Here is an 18,816-nt window from a genome sequence, read left to right as displayed (position 1 = left end):
CCCATGCAGATCACCGAGCAGCAGCTGCTGCAGATCCTCCCGAACGCCCGCACTGTTGCGGGCGTTTTCGTTTCCGCCATCAACCGAGCGGCGGCCCGATACGACATCACCAGCCGCGTACGCCTGGCCGCGTTCCTGGCCCAGGCTGGTCATGAGAGCGCCGAGCTCACCCGGCTGGTGGAGAAACTGAACTACGGCGCCGCCGGCCTGGCCAATACCTGGCCCGGCCGTTTCGCCGCGGATCCGACCGCCCGCCAGCGTGTGCCCAACGGGCTCGCCCTGCGCCTGGAGCGCCAGCCCGAGGCCATCGCCAATGCGGTCTATGGCAATCGGATGGGCAACGGACCGGCCGCCTCCGGTGACGGCTGGCGGTACCGGGGCCGGGGCCTGTTCCAGATCACCGGCCGCGCGCAGTACCAGCGGTGCGGCCGTGCACTGGGCCTGCCCCTGGTGGAGCAGCCTGAGCTGCTGGAGCGGCCTGAGCATGCGGCGCTGTCGGCGGCGTGGTTCTGGGCGGACGCCGAGCTGAACGCCTTGGCCGACGCCGGCCGGTTCGACGACATCACCCAGCGCATCAACGGCGGCCAGAACGGCCGCGCCGAGCGGCGCCTGCTGTGGGATCGCGCCCGGGCGGTGCTGGCATGAGCGCCGTGATCCCGCTGCGCCTGGTGCTGGCCGGCGTGGCGCTTCTGTTGGCCGCTGCCGGTGGCGCCTGGCTGGCTGCCCGGCACTATCGCCCGCTGCTGGACGAAGCACAGGCCCAGGCCGTGCGGTGCCAGCAAACGCGCCAGGGGCTGGAGAGCGCCGTGGGCGAGCAGAACGCCCGGGTGGCCCAGTTGCGCGCCGAGGCTGAGCAACGGCAGCAGGCCGCCGCGCAGGCCCAGCAGCAGGCGCGCCAGGCCGCTGCCGGCGACTACGCCGCCGCCCAGCGCCTGCAGCAGGAGGGGATCGGTGGCGACCAGTGCGCCGCGGCCGAGGCAGTGATCAACCGGGAGCTTGGTCTATGAGGCTGGGAATCGTGGTGGGGATGGTGTTCGCGCTGGCGGGGTGCGCCGGCCGGCAGTACGCCGAGCCGCGCATTGTGCGCGTAGAGGTCCCGGTGGCTGTGCCGTGCCGGGTTGAGGAGGTGGCCGTGCCGCCCTGGGCTGCATCGACGCTGCGGGCGGGTGACTCGCTGGAGGTGAAGGTGAGGGCGCTGCTGGCAGAGCGCCGGCAGCGGATCGGCTACGAGAGGGAGCTGGTGGCGGCGATCAAGGCATGCCAGTGACTGTCTAAAACTAACTGCCTCTACCGCGATTTATCTGGCCTGTACGGCGCCTATCTCGAGATTTCGTTTTAGACGAACGAAAGGTGATCCGCAGAATTACCGAGACCCTGAGCAGCATTTCCCCGCTACTGCTGCATCATGGGCGTGTGTTCGGAAAGGTCCTGGGTATCTTTGGCCATCGGTGCTTCGCGATTCTGAAGGTGGGGCCGGGCATTCCGATTGCCATGAACCGATGCCCGGTCTTGCATGGGAAGGGCGCTAGTGTACGGTATCCGGCTTGCCTGCTTTAACCCCGGAGTTGCACATGCCCGACACCGATCTCTCCCTGACCGAACTTGCCGCCCGCCTTGGCAAGGCCCTGGCGGCCATAAAAGCGCAGGTCACCACGGCGGAGTCCTGCACCGGAGGTGGCATCGCCGAAGCGATCACCCGTATTCCGGGCAGCTCCGCCTGGTTCGAAGCCGGCTATGTCACCTATTCCAATGCTCAGAAGACGGCGCAACTGGGTGTACCGGAAGCCCTGTTCAGCCATGTCGGTGCGGTCAGCCGCGAGGTGGTCCTGGCCATGGTCGAAGGCGCGCAGGCCCGCAGTGGCGCGCGATTCGCCGTCGCAGTCAGCGGCGTTGCGGGGCCTGATGGGGGCTCGCCCGAGAAGCCGGTCGGTACCGTCTGGATCGCCTGGGCCGATGGAGACGCGCGCCATAGTCGTCGCTACCAGTTCGTGGGCGACCGCCAGCAGGTGCGTCGGCAAACGGTGGAAACGGCCCTCCACGGTGTCATCCGACTAGCTGCAGGAGAAAAACCGTTCGAGGGGTAGGCGAGCGAAAGTTTCCTGTGAAATAATACTGTCTACTTATACAGTTGTTGGTGGCCGTCAGGCCCTCTTGATGAGCGAGGACTTCAATGGACGAGAACAAGAAGCGTGCTTTGGCGGCTGCCCTGGGCCAGATCGAGAAGCAGTTCGGCAAAGGCGCGGTCATGCGCATGGGCGACCATGAGCGCCAGGCCATTCCGGCCATTTCCACCGGCTCCCTGGGGTTGGACATCGCCCTCGGCATCGGCGGCCTGCCCAAGGGTCGTATCGTCGAGATCTACGGCCCGGAATCCTCGGGCAAGACCACCCTGACCCTGTCCGTGATCGCCGAAGCCCAGCGCATGGGGGCCACCTGCGCCTTCGTCGACGCCGAGCACGCGCTGGACCCGGACTACGCCGGCAAGCTGGGCGTCAACGTCGATGACCTGCTGGTTTCCCAGCCCGACACCGGTGAGCAGGCCCTGGAAATCACCGACATGCTGGTGCGTTCCAACGCGGTCGACGTGATCATCGTCGACTCCGTTGCCGCCCTGGTGCCCAAGGCCGAGATCGAAGGCGAGATGGGCGACTCCCACGTCGGCCTGCAGGCCCGCCTGATGTCCCAGGCCCTGCGCAAGATCACCGGCAACATCAAGAACGCCAACTGCCTGGTCATCTTCATCAACCAGATCCGCATGAAGATCGGCGTCATGTTCGGCAGCCCGGAAACCACCACCGGTGGTAACGCGCTCAAGTTCTACGCTTCCGTACGCCTGGACATCCGCCGTATCGGCGCGGTGAAGGAAGGCGAGGAAGTGGTGGGCAGCGAGACCCGCGTCAAGGTCGTCAAGAACAAGGTTTCCCCGCCGTTCCGCCAGGCCGAGTTCCAGATCCTCTACGGCAAGGGCATCTACCGCAGCGGCGAAGTCATCGACCTCGGCGTGCAGCAAGGCATCCTCGAGAAGTCCGGCGCCTGGTACAGCTACCAGGGCAACAAGATCGGCCAGGGCAAGGCCAATGCCGCCAAGTACCTCGAGGACAACCCGGAAACCGGCAAGGCCATCGAGAAGCTGATCCGTGAGCAACTGCTGAATCGCAACAACGGCAAGCAGGACTTCGTCCCCACCGCCGAAGAAGCCGCTGAAGCCGACGCTGACGCCTGATCCCGTGCCCGTCGTGCTCGACAGCCCCGCCGCCGTGCGGCGGGCCGCGATGGACCTGCTGGCGATGCGCGAGCACGGTCGCGTCGAGCTGACGCGCAAGCTGCGTCAGCGCGGCGCCCCGCCTGAACTGATCGAAAGTGCCCTCGACCGGCTTGCCGACGAGGGCCTTCTCGATGAATCCCGTTACCTCGAAAGCTTCATTGCCAGCCGTGCCCGCTCCGGTCACGGGCCTGCCCGTATCCGTGAAGACCTGGCCCAGCGCGGCTTGCCCCGTCCGGCCATCGAGGCGGCTTTGCGTGAAGCCGACATCGATTGGGGCGCGCACCTGCGTGAAACCTGGACGCGCAAGTTCGCGCGATTGCCCCTCGACGCCAAGGAGCGCGCCAAGCAAGGGCGCTACCTGGCCTACCGGGGGTATTCGATGGAGATGATCAGCCGCTTGCTGAGAGGCTCGTCGCTGGACGATTGAGGTGTTGTACGTACTGAAAAGCCCTGCCAGGCATACCTGGCAGGGCTTTTTCATTGGGCGTCAGCGCACCCAGTGTTCCGGCAGGTTGATGAAGTCCACCAGCTCCCGCAGGCGCCCGTGGTCGCGGCCGTTGAAGCGGAACGCCAGGCGGATGAGGTGGCAGAACTCCGGCTCGTCCCGCTCAGGCTCGCAGTAGGGGCGCTGTTCGAAGCCGCCCTGCAGGCACAGGCCTTTGAATTCTTCGTGCAGGGTGTGAAGGGCCGACTCTGTCAGCGGGTGGTTCATGCGAATGACGAAGTCGCTCTTCAGCCAGCGGCTGGAGTGGAAGTTGCCGTAGAAGCGGGCGATCTCCATGGCCGCGTCTTCCGCGCTGTGCACCAGCCGAACCAGGCGCAGGTCGCTGGGCAGGATGTAGCGGTTCAGTTCCAGATGGCGGTGCAGGAAGTCCAGCGCATCCTTCCAGTAGCTGCCGCCGGGCTCGTCCAGCAGTACCACCGGCACCAGCGGGCTCTTGCCGGTCTGGATCAGGGTGAGCACTTCGAGGGCCTCGTCCAGCGTGCCGAAGCCCCCCGGGCACAGCACCAGGGCATCGGCTTCCTTGACGAAGAACAGCTTGCGGATGAAGAAGAAGTGGAACGACAGCAGGTGGTCGGTGCCCGCCACCGTGGCGTTCGCGCGTTGCTCGAAGGGCAGGGTGATGTTCAGGCCCAGGCTGTTCTCCTGCCCGGCGCCTTCGTGGGCGGCGGCCATGATGCCGCCCCCGGCACCGGTAATGACCATCATGTCGAGCCGGGAGATGGCCTCGCCCAGCTGGCGGGCCAGGTCGTACAGCGGGTGCTCCACGGGCGTGCGTGCGGAACCGAACACGGTGACCTTGCGACGGCGCTTGAACTGCTCGAGGACGCTGAAGGCGTGCTCCATCTCGCGCAGGGTCTGCAGCATGATCTTGGCGTCCCAGCGGTTGCGATCCGCCTGGGCCATGCGCACCACGGTGGTCACCATCTCGCGGTAGAGGGACAGGTTGGGGCTTTCGTGCGGAACCACCAGCCCGACCAGTTCGTCGACCTTTTGCGCCAGGTCGATCCCGCTGGTCTGGAAGTGCCGGGAGAGGTAGTCATCCGGTTCGAAAGGCATAGCGTTCTCCTTGCTCAGCAACTGCAAGGCACGCCCGGGGTGGGCGCGCCAGAGCCCTGCCAACGGGGCATTCGACCCGGATGCAGGACGCTGGGACAGCTTGCGCGAGTGCCTCGGGCTTTTCCAGCCGCAAGACGCAGCCTCGACCCCAGCCCCCTGTAGGACACGGGGGCCGACAGCCGCAGGCAGGAGGGGAAGGCGGTGTTACTTGGCCGTGGAGGCCTTCAGGCCGCAGTCGCTGGCAATGAAGCGTTCGTTGGTGACCGGGCGATTGCTCTTGTACTCGGTGAAGGCGTAACGCAGCGCCGCGCCACGGGCCAGCAGCTGGCGGTAGCCGTTGTTGCGGCACACGCTGTTGGCCAGCTGGGCGCGAACCGAGTCGGGGTTGGCACGCATCTGGGCCGCGTGGGCGGGGCGGACGCTGAGGTGGTTGATCAGCTCCGTACCTTCCACCGTGTAGCCCTGGTCGAGGATGTCCTCGTTGATGGCGCGGGGCGTGCCGACGCTGCTCTCCTCAGCCACTTTCTCCAGCATCTTGGTCAGCTCGAAATCCTTGAGCGAGGCCGCCTGCACGGCGATGGGCGCGAGAAGGACGAGGGCGGCGAGGGTTAGGCGTTGCATACGAATCTCCGAGGGTGGGGCAGCCTTTGACTCTGGCTGCGGCCGAGTGTTCATGGCCCGGGAGCCTGGTGCGCGCATCCTGAACAAGCGCCGCCCGCAGATCAAGGTCCGTCGGCGTTCCCAACGCAGGACCGTGCCGACGAGCGGTCCCCCGGTGCTGGCGGCCTGCCAGCCTGTGGTCATGCGTAACAACCCGCCCTACCTGAACGAACCCCGTCACAAGGGGCGCGGGCCAGATTGCCGCTTCGCTTGGCCCCTGCGTCGTGGCTGCGTTCTGTTACCGGCAGATGACCACGAGGCAGGGCCCACCTCGACTTAAGGATGGGGATCGACGGCAAAACACGAACTGTCCCAAAACCCGTGATGCCTTCCGGTGTCCAGTTAGGAATGACCCGGCCACCCCAGGCCTTGCGTGCGGGTCATTGAAAACAAAGGGCGGGGCCATGTTCCCCGCCGCTACAGTTCGGAGTCGAGAACAATGACAACAACTCGTCCTGCCGGCTGGCTGACCGCATTCTGCGGCGGCAGCCTCGTGCTTGCCTTCCACGCCCCTGCATTGGCCTCGGGCTACCACTTCGGATCCCAGTCGGTGTCCGCCCAGGGCACCGCACACGCCAATGGAGCCGAGGCAGCCGACCCCTCGGTGATCTTCTACAACCCCGCCGGCCTGGCGCGTCTGAAGGGTACCCAGATGACCACCGGCATGAGCATCCTCATCCCCCGTGGCGAATACGAGGACAAGGGCAGCACCGACGTTTTCGGCAACCCCACCGGCAGCGGTGACGGTGATGCCGGTTCCTACCTGCCGGATGCCGCTGCGGCGCCGAATTTCTACTTCTCCCGGCAGATCAACGACCAGGTCACCGTCGGCCTCGGCATCTTCGTGCCCTACGGCGCCAAGCTCGACTACGAGGAGGACTGGAGCGGCCGCTATGGCATCCAGTCGGCCAGCCTGGAGACGGTCAACTTCAACCCCAGCATCGCCTACCGCTTCAACGAGCATCACAGCATCGGCTTCGGCGTCTCGGCCCAGTACATCAAGTCGGTCCAGCGTGGTGCGGCGGATGTGAAGGGCGCGTCCCGCCAGTTGGCCGGGCAGTTCGTCGCGGCCAACCAGCAGGTCACCGAGCTGGCCGCCTCGCCCCTCGGCCAGGCCGCGATCCCATTGCTCTACGGCGTCAGCGTGCCGGAGGAAATCACCCGCTGTAACGGCCAGAGCGGCGATGCCTTCGTCGACTGCGTGGCCTCGAACTTCGCCGATAACGTGCAGGGCGACGGCTACTTCCGCGCCAAGGGCGACGACTGGGGCTTCGGCTGGAACATCGGCTACCTCTGGGAGCCCACCGAGTCGACCCGTTTCGGCATCGCCTACCGCTCCCACATCAAGCACACCCTCAAGGGCGAGTCGAAGTGGAGCTTCGCCGATGTTCAGGGCGCCGTGCCCTCGCCGACCGCGGACCTCAGCGGTGGCATCGACCTGGGTGTGATCACCCTGCCGCCCAAGGACCAGCTCGAACTGGTGCTGGACCCGGCCAACTGGGTCAACCCGGGGGATTTCGCCGCCACCCGCCTGCACCCCAACTCCAAGGCCAGCACCTCCATCGACACCCCCGAGTCGCTCTCCATCAACGCCTTCCACCAGCTCAACGACAAGGTCGCGCTGATGGCCGACGTCACCTGGACCCGCCACTCCCGGCTCGGCACCATCGGCGTCGGCCTGGACCAGGTGGCCGGCTACCCCTACTTCAACGGCGTCACCGAGGGCGACCTCAACGTCCGCCAGGACTGGAACGACACCTACAAGATCTCCCTGGGGATGAACTACCAGTACAGCGACGACCTGCTGCTGCGCACCGGCATCGCCTACGACAAGAGCCCGGTGAGCGGCGCCAGCACGCGCCACCCCGGCTTCCCCGACGCGGATCGCTACTGGCTGTCGTTCGGTGCCAACTACCAGCTGTTCAAGGACACCTCGGTGGACCTGGCCTACAGCTTCGTGCAGTTCGACACCGGCAAGATGGACTACACCGACAACTGCTCCCCTGCAGGCTGGGTACCCGGCAGCGGCGGCCTCTACGTCGACAGCGGCCAGCGTTGCACCGGCAACGGGGGCAACTACAAGGGCGAGTACAAGACCCAGATCCACTTCATCGGGCTGGCCCTCAACCACACCTTCTGAATGGGGCGATGGGCAGTGGGCAACGGCTCGTCCGGCCCGCTGCCCATCGATGACCGGGCGGGGGTACACTGCGCGCCGTTTCCGCACAGCCCTGGTTTCCCGCCTTCCATGACCCACGCCGTCTTCCGCTTGCGCGCCGAATGCCTGGCCCGCGCCACCCGCCCGTTCGTTGCCCGCGGCTCCCGCGCCCCCCGCTGTCCGCGTTGCCGGGTGATTCCCGCCTACTGCTTCTGCGACCAGCGTCCGCAGGTGCCGGCCAACGCCGGGATGTGCCTGTTCATGTACTACTCGGAGCCGCTCAAACCGAGCAACACCGGCTGGCTGATCGCCGACGTGGTGGCCGATACCGCCGCCTTCGAATGGTCGCGGATCGCCCTCGACCCGGCAGCCGAGGCCCTGCTGAACGATCCCCAGTGGCAGCCGTACGTGGTGTTCCCGGGGGAATACGCCGAGCCGGAGCGGGTGGTGGAGGAGGTGGCGGTCGAGCCAGGCAAGCGACCGCTGTTCATCCTGCTGGATGCAACCTGGACGGAGGCTCGCAAGATGTTCCGCAAGAGCCCGTACCTGGACCGTTTCCCGGTGCTGAGCCTGCGCCCGGAGCAGATCTCCCGCTACCGCCTGCGCCGCTCCAAGCGTGACGAGCACCTGTGCACGGCCGAGGTGGCCGCGCTGTGCCTGGAACTGGGCGGTGACTCACAGGCCGCCGGCGCGCTGGATGCGTACCTGGACCTGTTCACCGAGCGTTACCTGGGCGCCAAGCACGCCCTGCCGCTGGACCTGGAGAGCCCGGCGCACCAGGCGCTGCGTCCTTACCTCTGAGCCTCGTGGCGCTGCGGCCAGAGCTGCGCCACCAGCATGCCGACGAACATCAGCGCACAGCCCAGGTAGCCCCGCGCATGCAGGGACTCGCTGAGCATGAGGGCACCGGCGATGGCGGCGAACACCGCCTCCAGGGACAGGATGATGGCCGCGTGGGAGGCAATCGCATGCTTCTGCGCCACCACCTGCAGGGTGTAGCCGATGGCCACGGCGATCACCCCGCCATAGAGGATGGCCGGGCCGGCCGAGACGATGGCGTCCAGGCGGATGTCTTCCAGCACCAGGGCCAGGGCCAGGCTGATCACCGCACAGGTGATGAACTGCAGGATGGCCAGTCGCACCGGGTCGTGGCGGCTGGCAAAGAACCCCACCAGCAGCACGTGCACACCCCAGACCACCGCACCCGCCAGTTGCAGCCAGTCGCCCCGCGCCACCTGGAAGTTGTCACCGACGCTGAGCAGGAACATGCCGCCCACCGCCAGCAGCGCGCCGATCCAGGTGCCCATGCCGGTGCGATGGCCCAGCAACAGCCCCAGCAGCGGCACGATGATCACGTACAGGCCGGTAATGAAGCCGGAGTTGGTCACGCTGGTGAACAGCAGGCCCACCTGCTGCAGGTTGATGCCCAGGGACAGGGCCAGCCCCATCAGCACACCGCCCAGCAGCAGGCCCCGGTTCATCGGCTCATGGTGTTCGCCACGTGGCAGCAGGTAGAGCAGCGGCAGCAGCACCAGGGCACCGAGTGCGAAGCGCAGGCCGGTATAGAGGAAGGGGCCGATGGCATCCATGCCGAGCCGTTGTGCCACGAACGCAGCGCCCCAGATGGCGGCGGTGATCAGCATCAGGATGTCGGCGCGCAGGGCTTGGCTTCGCATGGGACTTCTCGGCAGTCAAAAGGCCAAGACTCTGACGCAAAGATGGCCGCTTGACCACCCCGCCGAGGGTCGGCATGCTGGGCGCCGCTCCACGGCCGCCCATTAGCCGCCAGGGCCCTCCAATCGCCGCCAGGGCGGTGGGGCCCGCCAGAAAAGGACCCCTCGATGGCCGCTTACGACATCCTCATCGCCGACGATCACCCGCTGTTTCGCAGCGCCCTGCACCAGGCCCTGACCCTGGGGCTGGGCCAGGATGTGAGTCTGGTGGAAGTGGCCAGCATTGCCGAACTCGAGGAGCGCCTGGCGCAGAAGAGTGACTGGGACCTGGTCCTGCTGGACCTGAACATGCCCGGCGCCTACGGCTTCTCCGGCCTGGTGCTGTTGCGCGGCCAGTATCCGCAGATCCCGGTGGTGATGATCTCCGCCCAGGAGGAGGCATCGGTCGTGGTGCGGGCGCGGGAGTTCGGCGCCAGCGGCTTCATTCCCAAGTCCAGCCCGCTCGAAGTCATCCAGTCGGCCGTGCGTGCCGTGCTCGATGGCGATGCCTGGTGGCCGCCGCAAGCAGACGAGGCGGTGGTCGTGTCCGACGAGGCCCGTGCCGCCAGTGCCGGCCTGGCCAGTCTCACACCCCAGCAGTTCCGCGTGCTGACCATGGTCTGCGAAGGCCTGCTGAACAAGCAGATCGCCTTCGAGCTGAATGTGTCCGAGGCCACGGTGAAGGCCCACGTCACGGCGATCTTCCGCAAGCTCGGCGTGCGGACCCGTACCCAGGCCGCTTTGCTGCTGCAACAGATGGAATCGATTCCGCCGGCCTGACGCCGGCCTTTTCACGCAAATTTGAGACGCGCCGCGCTAGGCTGCGCGCTCCTTTCAAACAGCCAGCCTTCCCATGTCGCCATTCAAAGGCCAGACCGGCCTCAAACGTATCCTCAACGCCGCCGGCTATTCCTTCGATGGCCTGCGTGCCGCCTTCACCGGTGAAGCCGCGTTCCGCCAGCTGGTGCTGCTCAACGTCGTGCTGATTCCGGTGGCGTTCTTCTTCGATGTCAGCCGCGGCGAGCGGGCGCTGATGATCGGCGTGTGCCTGCTGGCCCTGATCGTCGAGCTGCTCAACTCGGCGGTGGAGGCGGCCATCGACCGCATCTCCCTGGACCGCCACCCGCTGTCCAAGAACGCCAAGGACATGGGCAGCGCCGCCCAGTTCGTCGCCCTGACGCTCATCGGCTCGGTCTGGGCCACCATCCTGCTGGGCTGATCAGGGGATCTCGGGCAGCACAATCTCGTCGCTGCGCCGTACCCCCACCGTGAGTTCGCGGCACTGTTCGAGGAACTCGCGCATGGCCGCCGTCTGGTACTTCTGCCGGTGCCAGATGAAATAGAACTGCCGACGCAGGTCGATCCCCGGGGTTTCCAGCGGCACCAGGCTGCCCCGGCGGAAGGCATCGCGCAGCGCCAGGCGCGAGATGCAGCTGATGCCCAGTCCCGACTCCACCGCGCGCTTGATCGCTTCGGTGTGCTCCAGCTCCAGGCGGATGTTCAGTGGCACCGGGTGATGACGCATGGCCTGGTCGAAGGTCAGGCGCGTACCGGAGCCCTGCTCGCGGAGGATCCACGCCTCCCGGCACAGCTCGTCCAGGCTCACCGGCTGCTGTTGGGCCAGGCGATGGCCGGGGGCGCAGAACACCACCAGTTCGTCCTCCACCCAGGGCAGGACCTCGATGTCCGGGTGCTGGCAATCGCCTTCGATTAGACCCAGATCAAGTTCGTAGTGGGCGATCTGCTGGACGATATTCGCCGTGTTCTGCACGTGCAGGCTCACCTGGCACTCCGGGTGACGCTGCATGAAGCTGCCGATCAGCAGGGTCGCCAGGTAGTTGCCCACCGTCAGGGTGGCGCCTACCGCCAGCGAACCGAAGCCGCTCTTGCCGTTGAGCAGGTCCTCGATCTCCCGGGCCTGATCCAGCAGGGCGACCGCCTGGGGCAGCAACTGGTGGCCCAGCGCATTGAGGCTGAGGCGCTTGCCGACACGGTCGAACAACTGGCAGCCAGACTGCCGCTCCAGCTCGGTCAGCGAGGTGCTGGCCGCCGATTGTGAAAGGGACAGCGATTCGGCTGCGCGAGAGACGCTGCCTTGCTGGGCGACGCTGACGAAAACCTGCAATTGACGGAGTGTGAAACGCATATCGATATAACCGATAACCTATATCTTGATAATCCAGTTAACAGATATTGTGGCGATCACTACAATGCCGCGCAATTGCGCCCAAGCGGCGCTGGCGACATTCCCTCTTCGGAGCTTCCGGAAACATGAGCAACTTCAACTCCGAGCGCGTCCTCAGCGTTCATCACTGGAACGACACGCTGTTCAGCTTCAAGTGCACCCGCGACCCGGGCCTGCGCTTCGAGAACGGCCAGTTCGTCATGATCGGCCTGCAGCAGCCCAACGGCCGTCCGCTCATGCGCGCCTATTCCATCGCCAGCCCGAACTGGGAAGAGCACCTGGAGTTCTTCAGCATCAAGGTGCCGGACGGCCCGCTGACCTCCCAGCTGCAGCACCTGAAGGAAGGCGACGAGATCATCATCAGCAAGAAGCCCACCGGCACCCTGGTCCTCGATGACCTGAACCCGGGCAAGCACCTCTACCTGCTGAGCACCGGCACCGGCCTCGCGCCCTTCATGAGCGTGATCCAGGACCCGGAGACCTACGAGCGCTTCGAGAAGGTCATCCTCGTGCACGGCGTGCGCTACGTGAACGAAGTGGCCTACCGCGAATTCATCACCGAGCACCTGCCGCAGAACGAGTTCTTCGGCGAGGCGGTGAAAGAGAAGCTGATCTACTACCCCACCGTCACCCGCGAGCCCTTCGAGAACCAGGGCCGCCTGACCGACCTTATGCGCAGTGGCAAGCTGTTCCGCGACATCGGCCTGCCGCCGATCAACCCGCAGGACGACCGCGCCATGATCTGCGGCAGCCCGAGCATGCTCGACGAGACCAGCCAGGTGCTCGACAGCTTCGGCCTGAAGGTATCGCCGCGCATGCGTGAGCCGGGTGACTACCTGATCGAGCGCGCCTTCGTCGAGAAGTGATCCCGCGCCGCGCCTAACGAGAAGCCCGCCATCCGGCGGGCTTTTTCGTTTCAGCCCGGCAGGCTGAAGCGCTGGCCGGACAGGGCAGGGTGGTAGATCGGCTGGACCTTGTTCCCGGCCGGGTCCAGCAAGTGGAAGCTGTGGGTGCCGTCGCCATGGGCGAAGGGGCGGTCCAGCAGCGTGACGCCCTGGTCCTTCAGGTAGCGGTACCAGGCCTCCAGGTCTTCCAGGCTGTCCACCACGAAACCGAAATGGTCCACCGCCTGCGCGCCGTGGCTCGGCACCGTGGCGCGCCCCAGGGACAGGTTGTCGTTGCCGCAGGTGAGGTAGACCAGGTCCTCGTGGGCACGGTGCAATACCTCCATGCCCAGGACATCGACGTAGAAGCGCTCGCACGCCTCGAGATCCGGAACCAGCAGGGCGATGTGGCGCAGGCCGTTGAGCCGGGCAGGGCGGTTGGACATGTGATGGCACTCTTTTTTGTATACAATTTTTCGAGAATATAAGACAAAAAGGACTCACCCATGTACTGCCTGCTGCTCAAGACCCAACTGAAACCCGGAAGCCTGGAGGCCTTCATGGAAGCGATGCGCATCAATGCCGCCGCCTCCGTGCGGGATGAACCGGGTTGCCTGGTGTTCGACGTGCTGCGTGACCGCAGTGATCCGGATCGGGTGTGGCTCTACGAGGTGTACACCGACGAAGCGGCGTTCGAGGCCCACATGCAGACGCCGCACTTCCTGGCGAGCCGACCGCTGGTGGAGCCGCTGATTCTCCGGCAGGACTGCTTCGAGGCCGATGCGCTGGCCCTCAACCCCTTTCGCTGAGTCGCCTCAGGCGTCCGCTCCGCGTGCGATCTCCAGCACGCGGATGCGGCCAGCCTCGGGGTAGTGCCAGCGCACGTCCACGTCCCACAGGCGCGCGCCATAGCGGCGCTCCGGCTGGGGCTTCTGGTAGGCCGGGCGGGGGTCCTGGGCCAGGCACTGCTCCACCAGCGCCACCAGCGGCTCACCCAGGCGCTCGCCTTCGAGTCGGGCCTGGGCCAGGGCTTCGGGCGTCCATTCCACCGGAATCAGTTCCGGCGGGGCCGCAGCGATGCCGTTGCGTGCGTCCAGCTGGCAGTCGGCGTAGGGCACGTAGGGCTTGATGTCGAGCACCGGCGTCCCGTCCAGCAGGTCAATGCCCGACAGCCAGAGCCGGCCGGCTTCCACCTTGTCCAGCTTCACCACCGACTGGCCGATGCCGTTGGGGCGGTGCGTGGCGCGGCTGGCGAAGACCCCCAGGGTCTGGTTGCCGCCCAGGCGGGGCGGGCGCACCTTCAGGCGCGGTGTGTCCTCCAGCGCCTGATGGAAGAGGAACAGCAGCCACACATGGCTCACCTGCTCCAGGCCCGCCACCGCCTCGCCGCCATCGAAGGGTGGCAGCAGCTCCAGCACGCCACGGGCGGCCGGGGCGAGCTGGGGCTGGCGGGGAATGGCGAATTTTTCCTTGAAGCAGGACCGCAGGATGCCGACCGGGGAAACCAGGTGCTGCATGGCGTGTGACTCAGCGGCTGCGGATCGGTGCGCCCTGGGGCACCCGGCACCCGGCGTCGCGGTAGGGGCCGCTGTGGCGCACCCAGCCCTCGCCGGGCTGCACCTGGGCGCAGGTGAAGCGGCCGTCCAGCGTGCTCTGCCAGACATAGAACGGCGCCGGCGCGGCAAGGGCCGGCAGGGCAGGGAGCAGGGCGAGGCACAGCAGCAGGGCACGCATGGTGGGGTTCCGGGAAGAATGCGCGGCTACCCTAGCAGGTTGTTGAAACACTGGCCACGCCGCCGCTGCAGCGCTGAAGGCGCCCTCAAGTGGCCCATTTACTCCACCTGGACCAGGCTTTTTTCGTGCTTCGCCTTCCTGCCTGCGCCGGCATTCGCCAGGTGCAAGCCGTGGGCGCGCGCAGGTGCGCAGCGCCCGGCTCGGGCCTCAGAGGTGGAAGCCGCCGTCGATGGGGATGATGGCCCCGGTCATGTAGGCCCCGGCGGTGCCGGCCAGGGCGATGGCCAGGGCGCTCATCTCCTCTTCGCGGCCCCAGCGCTGCATGGGGATGAGGGCAACGTCCGCCGCCAGGGCATCGTCGTCCTGGGCGATGAAGCGGGTCATTTTGCTCGGGAAGCGGCCGGGGGCGATGACGTTGACGTTGATGTGTTCCTTCACCAGCTCATGGGCCAGCATGCGCGACAGTTGGTGCAGCGCTGCCTTGCTGGGGCCATAGGCGTAGGCCTGCTCGCCCATGGCGGTGATCCCCGCCACCGAGCCGATGTTGATGACCCGCGCCGGGCTGGCCGCGGTGCCGGCCTTGCGCAGCAGCGGCAGCAACTGCTGGATGCAGCTGAAGACGGCCGTCACGTTGAGCTGCATGACCTTCTCCCAGCCCTTGACCGGGTAGCTTTCCAGCGGCGCGCCCCAGGTGGTACCGGCGTTGTTGACGAGGATGTCCAGCTGCCCGACCTGCCTGCCCAGGGTTTCGGCCAGGGCACGCGCGCCTTCTTCGCTGGAGAGGTCCGCCGCCAGCCCGACGCATTCGCCGAAGGCCGAGAGTTCGGTGGCGGCTTCCGCGCACGCCTCGGCGTTGCGGGCGCAGATGAACACGCGGGCGCCGGCTTCCAGCAGGCCCTGGGCGATCATCCGGCCGATGCCGCGGGTGCCGCCGGTGACCAGTGCCGTGCGGCCTTTCAGGCTGAAGTACTTCTCCATGGGGTGAGCCTCGTCAGTGGGTGAGGGCCTTACCCTAGCCGCTGGCGGGCGGCGGCAAAGCCATCATCGAGACGGGGAATGCACGGCCATTCCAGCCCCCATGGAAACGAAAACGCCGCGAGCCCTGGGGGCGTCGCGGCGTTTGTCAGCTGATCGCGGGGGTCAGATGCACTCGGCCCACAGGTCGTACTCGTCGGCGTCCACCACCCGCACGCGGACCTTCTCGCCCGGCTTCAGGTTGGGGTTGTCGATGAACACGCTGCCGTCGATCTCCGGGGCATCGGCCCAGGAACGGGCCACGGCGCCTTCGTGGTCCACCTCGTCCACCAGCACGTCCATCTCCTGGCCGATCTTGCGCTGCAGGCGTGCAGCGGAGATGGCCTGCTGGTGCGCCATGAAGCGGTCCCAGCGGTCCTGCTTGATGTCGTCCGGCACCGGCTCCAGGCCCAGGTCGTTGGCCGGGGCGCCGTCCACCGGGGAGTACTGGAAGCAGCCGACGCGGTCCAGCTGGGCTTCGGTCAGCCAGTCCAGCAGGTACTGGAAGTCCTCTTCGGTCTCGCCGGGGAAGCCGACGATGAAGGTGGAGCGGATGGTCAGCTCGGGGCAGATCTCGCGCCACTTCTTGATGCGGGCCAGGGTCTTGTCCTCGAAGGCCGGGCGCTTCATGGCCTTGAGCACGTTCGGGCTGGCGTGCTGGAAGGGGATGTCCAGGTAGGGCAGCAGCTTGCCGGCGGCCATCAGCGGGATCACGTCGTCCACGTTCGGGTACGGGTACACGTAGTGCAGGCGCACCCACACGCCCATGGCCGAGAGCGCCTCGCACAGCTCCAGCATGCGGGTCTTCACCGGCTGGCCGTTCCAGAAGTCCAGCTTGTACTTGAGGTCCACGCCGTAGGCGCTGGTGTCCTGGGAGATCACCAGCAGTTCCTTCACGCCGGCCTTCACCAGGCGCTCGGCCTCGGAGAGCACGTCGCCCACCGGACGGCTGACCAGCTTGCCGCGCATGGAGGGGATGATGCAGAAGCTGCAGCTGTGGTTGCAGCCTTCGGAAATCTTCAGGTAGGCGTAGTGGCGCGGAGTCAGCTTGATGCCCTGGGGCGGAACCAGGTCGATCAGCGGGTTGTGCTCGGTCTTCGGCGGCACCACTTCGTGCACGGCGTTGACCACCTGCTCGTACTGCTGCGGGCCGGTCACGGCCAGCACGCTCGGGTGCACGTCACGGATGCTGTGCTCGGCCACGCCCATGCAGCCGGTGACGATCACCTTGCCGTTCTCCGAGAGTGCCTCGCCGATGGCGTCCAGGGATTCGGCCTTGGCGCTGTCGATGAACCCGCAGGTGTTGACCACCACGACGTCGGCGTCCTGGTAGGTCGGAACGATCTCGTAACCCTCCATGCGCAGCTGGGTGAGGATGCGCTCGGAGTCGACGGTCGCCTTGGGGCAGCCGAGGGAGATGAATCCGACTTTGGGTGTTGCGGTGGTCATGGGGGCTAACCTCGGAAGGGCACCTTGGGGGCGCCTCTGATCAAAAAGTGCGCAATTCTAGCGGCGGCCTACACACTTGAACAGCCTCTCCGAGGCAAGTCGTCGCAGGTGCATGCCCAGGCCCTGCCAGCGGGCGTCCCGGGGAATACGGCCTATAGTCAGCGGGAATGAAAATGACCGGCTCTTGCAACCCGATTGGGGTGAGAGCAGGATGCGCCGAATTTTGTCTGAGGGATTTTGTTACATGTCCGATGCAAGCACCGGGACCGCTGAGCAGGAACAACACCCCCACTCGAGCTCCGCCGTCGGCCTGATGGTCGGCGCCGTCGGGGTGTGCTACGGCGATATCGGCACCAGCCCGCTGTACACCCTCAAGGAAGTCTTCATCGGCGGCTATGGCGTGCAGGCCAACCACGATGGCGTGCTGGGCGTGCTGTCGCTGATCTTCTGGTCGCTGATCTGGGTGGTCTCCATCAAGTACGTGATCTTCGTTCTGCGGGCCGATAACGAAGGCGAGGGCGGCGTCATGGCGCTTTCGGCGCTGGCCCGTCGTGCCGCCACCGGGCGCCGCCGCCTGCAGGCCATGGTGGTGGCGGCCGGCCTGATCGGCGCTGCGCTGTTCTATGGCGACAGCATGATCACCCCAGCCATCTCGGTGCTCTCGGCCATCGAGGGCCTGGAGATCGCCTTCGACGGCCTGGAGCACTGGGTGGTGCCGCTGTCGCTGGTGGTGCTGGTGGGCCTGTTCCTGATCCAGAAGCACGGTACGGCGCGCATCGGCATCCTCTTCGGCCCGGTGATGGTGGCCTGGTTCCTGGCGCTGACCGCCCTGGGCATCTACGGCGTCGCCCAGCAGCCGGAAGTGCTCAAGGCGATGAACCCGGCCTGGGCGGTGAATTTCTTCATCTCCCACCCGGGCATCGGCGTGGCCATCCTCGGCGCCACGGTGCTGGCGCTGACCGGTGCCGAGGCGCTCTACGCCGACATGGGCCACTTTGGCCGCAAGCCCATCGCTCGGGCCTGGTTCGCCCTGGTATTGCCGGCGCTGGTGCTGAACTACTTCGGCCAGGGCGCGACCATCCTGGTCAACCCGGAAGCCGCGCGTAACCCCTTCTACCTGACGGCGCCCAGTTGGGCGCTGGTGCCGCTGGTGGCGCTGTCCACGGCCGCCACCGTCATCGCCTCCCAGGCGGTGATCTCCGGTGCCTTCTCCCTGACCCGCCAGGCCATCCAGCTGGGCTACGTGCCGCGCATGTTCATCCAGCACACCTCCAGCCAGGAGCAGGGGCAGATCTACATCGCCGCCGTGAACTGGGCGCTGATGGTGGGCGTGGTGCTGCTGGTGCTGGGCTTCGAGTCTTCTGCGGCCCTGGCCTCGGCCTACGGCGTGGCGGTGACCGGCACCATGCTGATGACCACGCTGCTGATGGGCGTGGTGATCTGGCTGCTGTGGAAATGGCCGATGTGGATGGCCATTCCGTTCTTCCTGATGATGCTGCTGGTGGACAGCCTGTTCTTCGCCGCCAACCTGCCCAAGGTCATCCAGGGCGGTGCCTTCCCGGTGATCGCCGGCATCGCGCTGTTCATCCTGATGACCACCTGGAAGCGCGGCCGCCAACTGCTGGTGGAGCGTCTCGACGAGGGTTCGCTGCCGCTGCCGCTGTTCATCGCCAGCATCCGCTCGCAGCCGCCGCACCGCGTACAGGGCACGGCGGTGTTCCTCACCGCCCGCTCCGATGCGGTGCCCCATGCGCTGCTGCACAACCTGCTGCACAACCAGGTGCTGCACGAGCAGGTGGTGCTGCTCACGGTGGTCAACGAAGACAGCCCGCGCGTGGCGCCGGAGCGGCGCTTCGAGGTGGACGCCTATGGCGAGGGCTTCTTCCGGGTGCTGCTGCATTTCGGCTTCATCGAAGACCCGGACATTCCCCAGGCGCTCAAGCTGTGCCACCTCAACGACCTGGACTTCAGCCCGATGCGCACCACCTACTTCCTCAGCCGCGAGACGGTGATCCCTTCCAAGCTGATCGGCATGGCGCTGTGGCGCGAGGCGCTGTTCGCCTTCCTGCTGAAGAATGCCAACGGCAACCTGCGCTACTTCAACCTGCCGCTGAACCGGGTGATCGAGCTGGGTACCCAGGTGGAGATCTAGCCGGCGACGAGGTTCGCCACAACGAAAAAGCCCGGGCATGGC

The 18,816-nt window shown here is 66.5% G+C and carries 22 protein-coding genes; 13 read left to right on the top strand and 9 right to left on the bottom strand.

The features are described 5' to 3' along the window. Positions 1 to 3: 3 nt before the first annotated feature. The 6 genes from RTK35_RS16805 to recX all read left to right on the top strand — a co-directional run bounded on the left by RTK35_RS16805 (position 4) and on the right by recX (position 3,692). On the top strand, positions 4 to 645 hold the full coding sequence (locus RTK35_RS16805; RefSeq protein WP_316908536.1) for a glycoside hydrolase family 19 protein: 642 nt from the start codon (positions 4 to 6) through the stop codon (positions 643 to 645). After that, complete coding sequence (locus RTK35_RS16800) at positions 642 to 1,007, top strand: hypothetical protein (RefSeq protein ID WP_316908523.1); 366 nt, start codon at positions 642 to 644, stop codon at positions 1,005 to 1,007. Before RTK35_RS16805 ends, RTK35_RS16800 begins: the two co-directional genes overlap by 4 nt. Next, on the top strand, positions 1,004 to 1,267 hold the full coding sequence (locus RTK35_RS16795) for a hypothetical protein (protein ID WP_316908522.1): 264 nt from the start codon (positions 1,004 to 1,006) through the stop codon (positions 1,265 to 1,267). Before RTK35_RS16800 ends, RTK35_RS16795 begins: the two co-directional genes overlap by 4 nt. A gap of 304 nt (positions 1,268 to 1,571) precedes the next feature. Then, positions 1,572 to 2,084 (top strand): CinA family protein, encoded by a 513-nt coding sequence (locus RTK35_RS16790; protein ID WP_316908521.1) that lies wholly within the window; start codon positions 1,572 to 1,574, stop codon positions 2,082 to 2,084. An 86-nt stretch (positions 2,085 to 2,170) separates the two neighbouring features. After that, positions 2,171 to 3,223 carry a recombinase RecA gene (gene recA, locus RTK35_RS16785; protein ID WP_044414285.1) on the top strand — a complete coding sequence of 351 codons (1,053 nt, stop codon included), beginning with the start codon at positions 2,171 to 2,173 and terminating at the stop codon, positions 3,221 to 3,223. Positions 3,224 to 3,227: 4 nt separating this feature from the next. Then, positions 3,228 to 3,692, top strand: coding sequence for a recombination regulator RecX (recX, locus tag RTK35_RS16780; RefSeq protein ID WP_074971922.1), 465 nt, complete (start codon positions 3,228 to 3,230; stop codon positions 3,690 to 3,692). A gap of 60 nt (positions 3,693 to 3,752) precedes the next feature. On the opposite strand, the gene RTK35_RS16775 is transcribed toward recX, so the two are convergent. Continuing rightward, on the bottom strand, positions 3,753 to 4,826 hold the full coding sequence (locus RTK35_RS16775; RefSeq protein ID WP_044414282.1) for an LOG family protein: 1,074 nt from the start codon (positions 4,824 to 4,826) through the stop codon (positions 3,753 to 3,755). 204 nt (positions 4,827 to 5,030) lie between these two features. Then, positions 5,031 to 5,447, bottom strand: coding sequence for a quorum-sensing-regulated virulence factor family protein (locus RTK35_RS16770; RefSeq protein ID WP_044414279.1), 417 nt, complete (start codon positions 5,445 to 5,447; stop codon positions 5,031 to 5,033). 478 nt (positions 5,448 to 5,925) lie between these two features. Here RTK35_RS16770 and RTK35_RS16765 point away from each other — a divergent pair, with 478 nt between their 5' ends. Both RTK35_RS16765 and RTK35_RS16760 read left to right on the top strand, forming a co-directional pair. After that, a complete protein-coding gene (locus RTK35_RS16765; protein ID WP_284547046.1) occupies positions 5,926 to 7,626 on the top strand; it encodes an OmpP1/FadL family transporter in 1,701 nt (566 codons plus the stop codon). Positions 7,627 to 7,734: 108 nt separating this feature from the next. Continuing rightward, complete coding sequence (locus RTK35_RS16760) at positions 7,735 to 8,445, top strand: tRNA-uridine aminocarboxypropyltransferase (RefSeq protein WP_044414274.1); 711 nt, start codon at positions 7,735 to 7,737, stop codon at positions 8,443 to 8,445. Here RTK35_RS16760 and RTK35_RS16755 read toward each other — a convergent pair. Next, positions 8,436 to 9,320, bottom strand: coding sequence for a DMT family transporter (locus tag RTK35_RS16755; protein ID WP_107328252.1), 885 nt, complete (start codon positions 9,318 to 9,320; stop codon positions 8,436 to 8,438). The two genes, RTK35_RS16760 and RTK35_RS16755, sit on opposite strands and share 10 nt — an antisense overlap. 165 nt (positions 9,321 to 9,485) lie before the next feature. On the opposite strand from RTK35_RS16755, the gene erdR reads away from it, so the two are divergent. Together erdR and RTK35_RS16745 are read left to right on the top strand one after the other, a co-directional pair. Then, positions 9,486 to 10,136, top strand: coding sequence for a response regulator transcription factor ErdR (erdR, locus tag RTK35_RS16750; protein ID WP_044414269.1), 651 nt, complete (start codon positions 9,486 to 9,488; stop codon positions 10,134 to 10,136). A gap of 73 nt (positions 10,137 to 10,209) precedes the next feature. Then, positions 10,210 to 10,575: a diacylglycerol kinase gene (locus RTK35_RS16745; RefSeq protein WP_044414266.1), complete on the top strand. Its 366-nt coding sequence runs from the start codon at positions 10,210 to 10,212 to the stop codon at positions 10,573 to 10,575. Here RTK35_RS16745 and RTK35_RS16740 read toward each other — a convergent pair whose 3' ends face one another. After that, positions 10,576 to 11,502 carry a LysR family transcriptional regulator gene (locus RTK35_RS16740; RefSeq protein WP_044414263.1) on the bottom strand — a complete coding sequence of 309 codons (927 nt, stop codon included), beginning with the start codon at positions 11,500 to 11,502 and terminating at the stop codon, positions 10,576 to 10,578. A gap of 125 nt (positions 11,503 to 11,627) precedes the next feature. Between RTK35_RS16740 and fpr the strand changes: the two genes are divergently transcribed. Then, a complete protein-coding gene (gene fpr / locus RTK35_RS16735) occupies positions 11,628 to 12,407 on the top strand; it encodes a ferredoxin-NADP reductase (protein ID WP_044414260.1) in 780 nt (259 codons plus the stop codon). 50 nt (positions 12,408 to 12,457) lie between these two features. Here the strand turns inward: fpr and RTK35_RS16730 are convergent, their stop codons facing one another. Next, on the bottom strand, positions 12,458 to 12,871 hold the full coding sequence (locus RTK35_RS16730) for a VOC family protein (protein ID WP_044414257.1): 414 nt from the start codon (positions 12,869 to 12,871) through the stop codon (positions 12,458 to 12,460). Positions 12,872 to 12,931: 60 nt separating this feature from the next. Here RTK35_RS16730 and RTK35_RS16725 point away from each other — a divergent pair, with 60 nt between their 5' ends. Beyond that, positions 12,932 to 13,234 carry a putative quinol monooxygenase gene (locus tag RTK35_RS16725; RefSeq protein ID WP_316908520.1) on the top strand — a complete coding sequence of 101 codons (303 nt, stop codon included), beginning with the start codon at positions 12,932 to 12,934 and terminating at the stop codon, positions 13,232 to 13,234. 6 nt (positions 13,235 to 13,240) lie between these two features. On the opposite strand, the gene tsaA is transcribed toward RTK35_RS16725, so the two are convergent. The 4 genes from tsaA to rimO all read right to left on the bottom strand — a co-directional run bounded on the left by tsaA (position 13,241) and on the right by rimO (position 16,622). Beyond that, positions 13,241 to 13,942, bottom strand: coding sequence for a tRNA (N6-threonylcarbamoyladenosine(37)-N6)-methyltransferase TrmO (gene tsaA / locus RTK35_RS16720; protein WP_044414252.1), 702 nt, complete (start codon positions 13,940 to 13,942; stop codon positions 13,241 to 13,243). Between the two features lie 10 nt (positions 13,943 to 13,952). Then, positions 13,953 to 14,159, bottom strand: a complete 207-nt coding sequence (locus RTK35_RS16715; protein WP_044414250.1) for a hypothetical protein — start codon at positions 14,157 to 14,159, stop codon at positions 13,953 to 13,955. Between the two features lie 207 nt (positions 14,160 to 14,366). Continuing rightward, positions 14,367 to 15,137: an SDR family oxidoreductase gene (locus tag RTK35_RS16710; RefSeq protein WP_316908519.1), complete on the bottom strand. Its 771-nt coding sequence runs from the start codon at positions 15,135 to 15,137 to the stop codon at positions 14,367 to 14,369. Between the two features lie 162 nt (positions 15,138 to 15,299). Beyond that, positions 15,300 to 16,622, bottom strand: a complete 1,323-nt coding sequence (rimO, locus tag RTK35_RS16705) for a 30S ribosomal protein S12 methylthiotransferase RimO (protein WP_316908518.1) — start codon at positions 16,620 to 16,622, stop codon at positions 15,300 to 15,302. A gap of 244 nt (positions 16,623 to 16,866) precedes the next feature. On the opposite strand from rimO, the gene RTK35_RS16700 reads away from it, so the two are divergent. Continuing rightward, complete coding sequence (locus tag RTK35_RS16700; protein ID WP_316908517.1) at positions 16,867 to 18,774, top strand: potassium transporter Kup; 1,908 nt, start codon at positions 16,867 to 16,869, stop codon at positions 18,772 to 18,774. Positions 18,775 to 18,816: the final 42 nt, after the last annotated feature.

Origin of the sequence: Pseudomonas sp. zfem003, assembly GCF_032621675.1 — a bacterium.
Lineage (GTDB): Bacteria > Pseudomonadota > Gammaproteobacteria > Pseudomonadales > Pseudomonadaceae > Metapseudomonas > Metapseudomonas otitidis.
This window is presented reverse-complemented; position numbering and strand designations above follow the sequence as displayed.

Bases quoted from the DNA above. Each gene is read 5' to 3' on its own strand.
- rimO (WP_316908518.1), bottom strand. From the start codon at position 16,622: ATGACCACCGCAACACCCAAAGTCGGATTCATCTCCCTCGGCTGCCCC.
- RTK35_RS16765 (WP_284547046.1), top strand. From the start codon at position 5,926: ATGACAACAACTCGTCCTGCCGGCTGGCTGACCGCATTCTGCGGCGGC.
- RTK35_RS16790 (WP_316908521.1), top strand. From the start codon at position 1,572: ATGCCCGACACCGATCTCTCCCTGACCGAACTTGCCGCCCGCCTTGGC.
- RTK35_RS16725 (WP_316908520.1), top strand. From the start codon at position 12,932: ATGTACTGCCTGCTGCTCAAGACCCAACTGAAACCCGGAAGCCTGGAG.
- RTK35_RS16800 (WP_316908523.1), top strand. From the start codon at position 642: ATGAGCGCCGTGATCCCGCTGCGCCTGGTGCTGGCCGGCGTGGCGCTT.
- RTK35_RS16775 (WP_044414282.1), bottom strand. From the start codon at position 4,826: ATGCCTTTCGAACCGGATGACTACCTCTCCCGGCACTTCCAGACCAGC.
- erdR (WP_044414269.1), top strand. From the start codon at position 9,486: ATGGCCGCTTACGACATCCTCATCGCCGACGATCACCCGCTGTTTCGC.
- RTK35_RS16700 (WP_316908517.1), top strand. From the start codon at position 16,867: ATGTCCGATGCAAGCACCGGGACCGCTGAGCAGGAACAACACCCCCAC.
- RTK35_RS16795 (WP_316908522.1), top strand. From the start codon at position 1,004: ATGAGGCTGGGAATCGTGGTGGGGATGGTGTTCGCGCTGGCGGGGTGC.
- RTK35_RS16760 (WP_044414274.1), top strand. From the start codon at position 7,735: ATGACCCACGCCGTCTTCCGCTTGCGCGCCGAATGCCTGGCCCGCGCC.
- RTK35_RS16710 (WP_316908519.1), bottom strand. From the start codon at position 15,137: ATGGAGAAGTACTTCAGCCTGAAAGGCCGCACGGCACTGGTCACCGGC.
- RTK35_RS16745 (WP_044414266.1), top strand. From the start codon at position 10,210: ATGTCGCCATTCAAAGGCCAGACCGGCCTCAAACGTATCCTCAACGCC.
- RTK35_RS16730 (WP_044414257.1), bottom strand. From the start codon at position 12,871: ATGTCCAACCGCCCTGCCCGGCTCAACGGCCTGCGCCACATCGCCCTG.
- recA (WP_044414285.1), top strand. From the start codon at position 2,171: ATGGACGAGAACAAGAAGCGTGCTTTGGCGGCTGCCCTGGGCCAGATC.
- RTK35_RS16805 (WP_316908536.1), top strand. From the start codon at position 4: ATGCAGATCACCGAGCAGCAGCTGCTGCAGATCCTCCCGAACGCCCGC.
- RTK35_RS16740 (WP_044414263.1), bottom strand. From the start codon at position 11,502: ATGCGTTTCACACTCCGTCAATTGCAGGTTTTCGTCAGCGTCGCCCAG.
- RTK35_RS16755 (WP_107328252.1), bottom strand. From the start codon at position 9,320: ATGCGAAGCCAAGCCCTGCGCGCCGACATCCTGATGCTGATCACCGCC.
- RTK35_RS16770 (WP_044414279.1), bottom strand. From the start codon at position 5,447: ATGCAACGCCTAACCCTCGCCGCCCTCGTCCTTCTCGCGCCCATCGCC.
- fpr (WP_044414260.1), top strand. From the start codon at position 11,628: ATGAGCAACTTCAACTCCGAGCGCGTCCTCAGCGTTCATCACTGGAAC.
- RTK35_RS16715 (WP_044414250.1), bottom strand. From the start codon at position 14,159: ATGCGTGCCCTGCTGCTGTGCCTCGCCCTGCTCCCTGCCCTGCCGGCC.
- tsaA (WP_044414252.1), bottom strand. From the start codon at position 13,942: ATGCAGCACCTGGTTTCCCCGGTCGGCATCCTGCGGTCCTGCTTCAAG.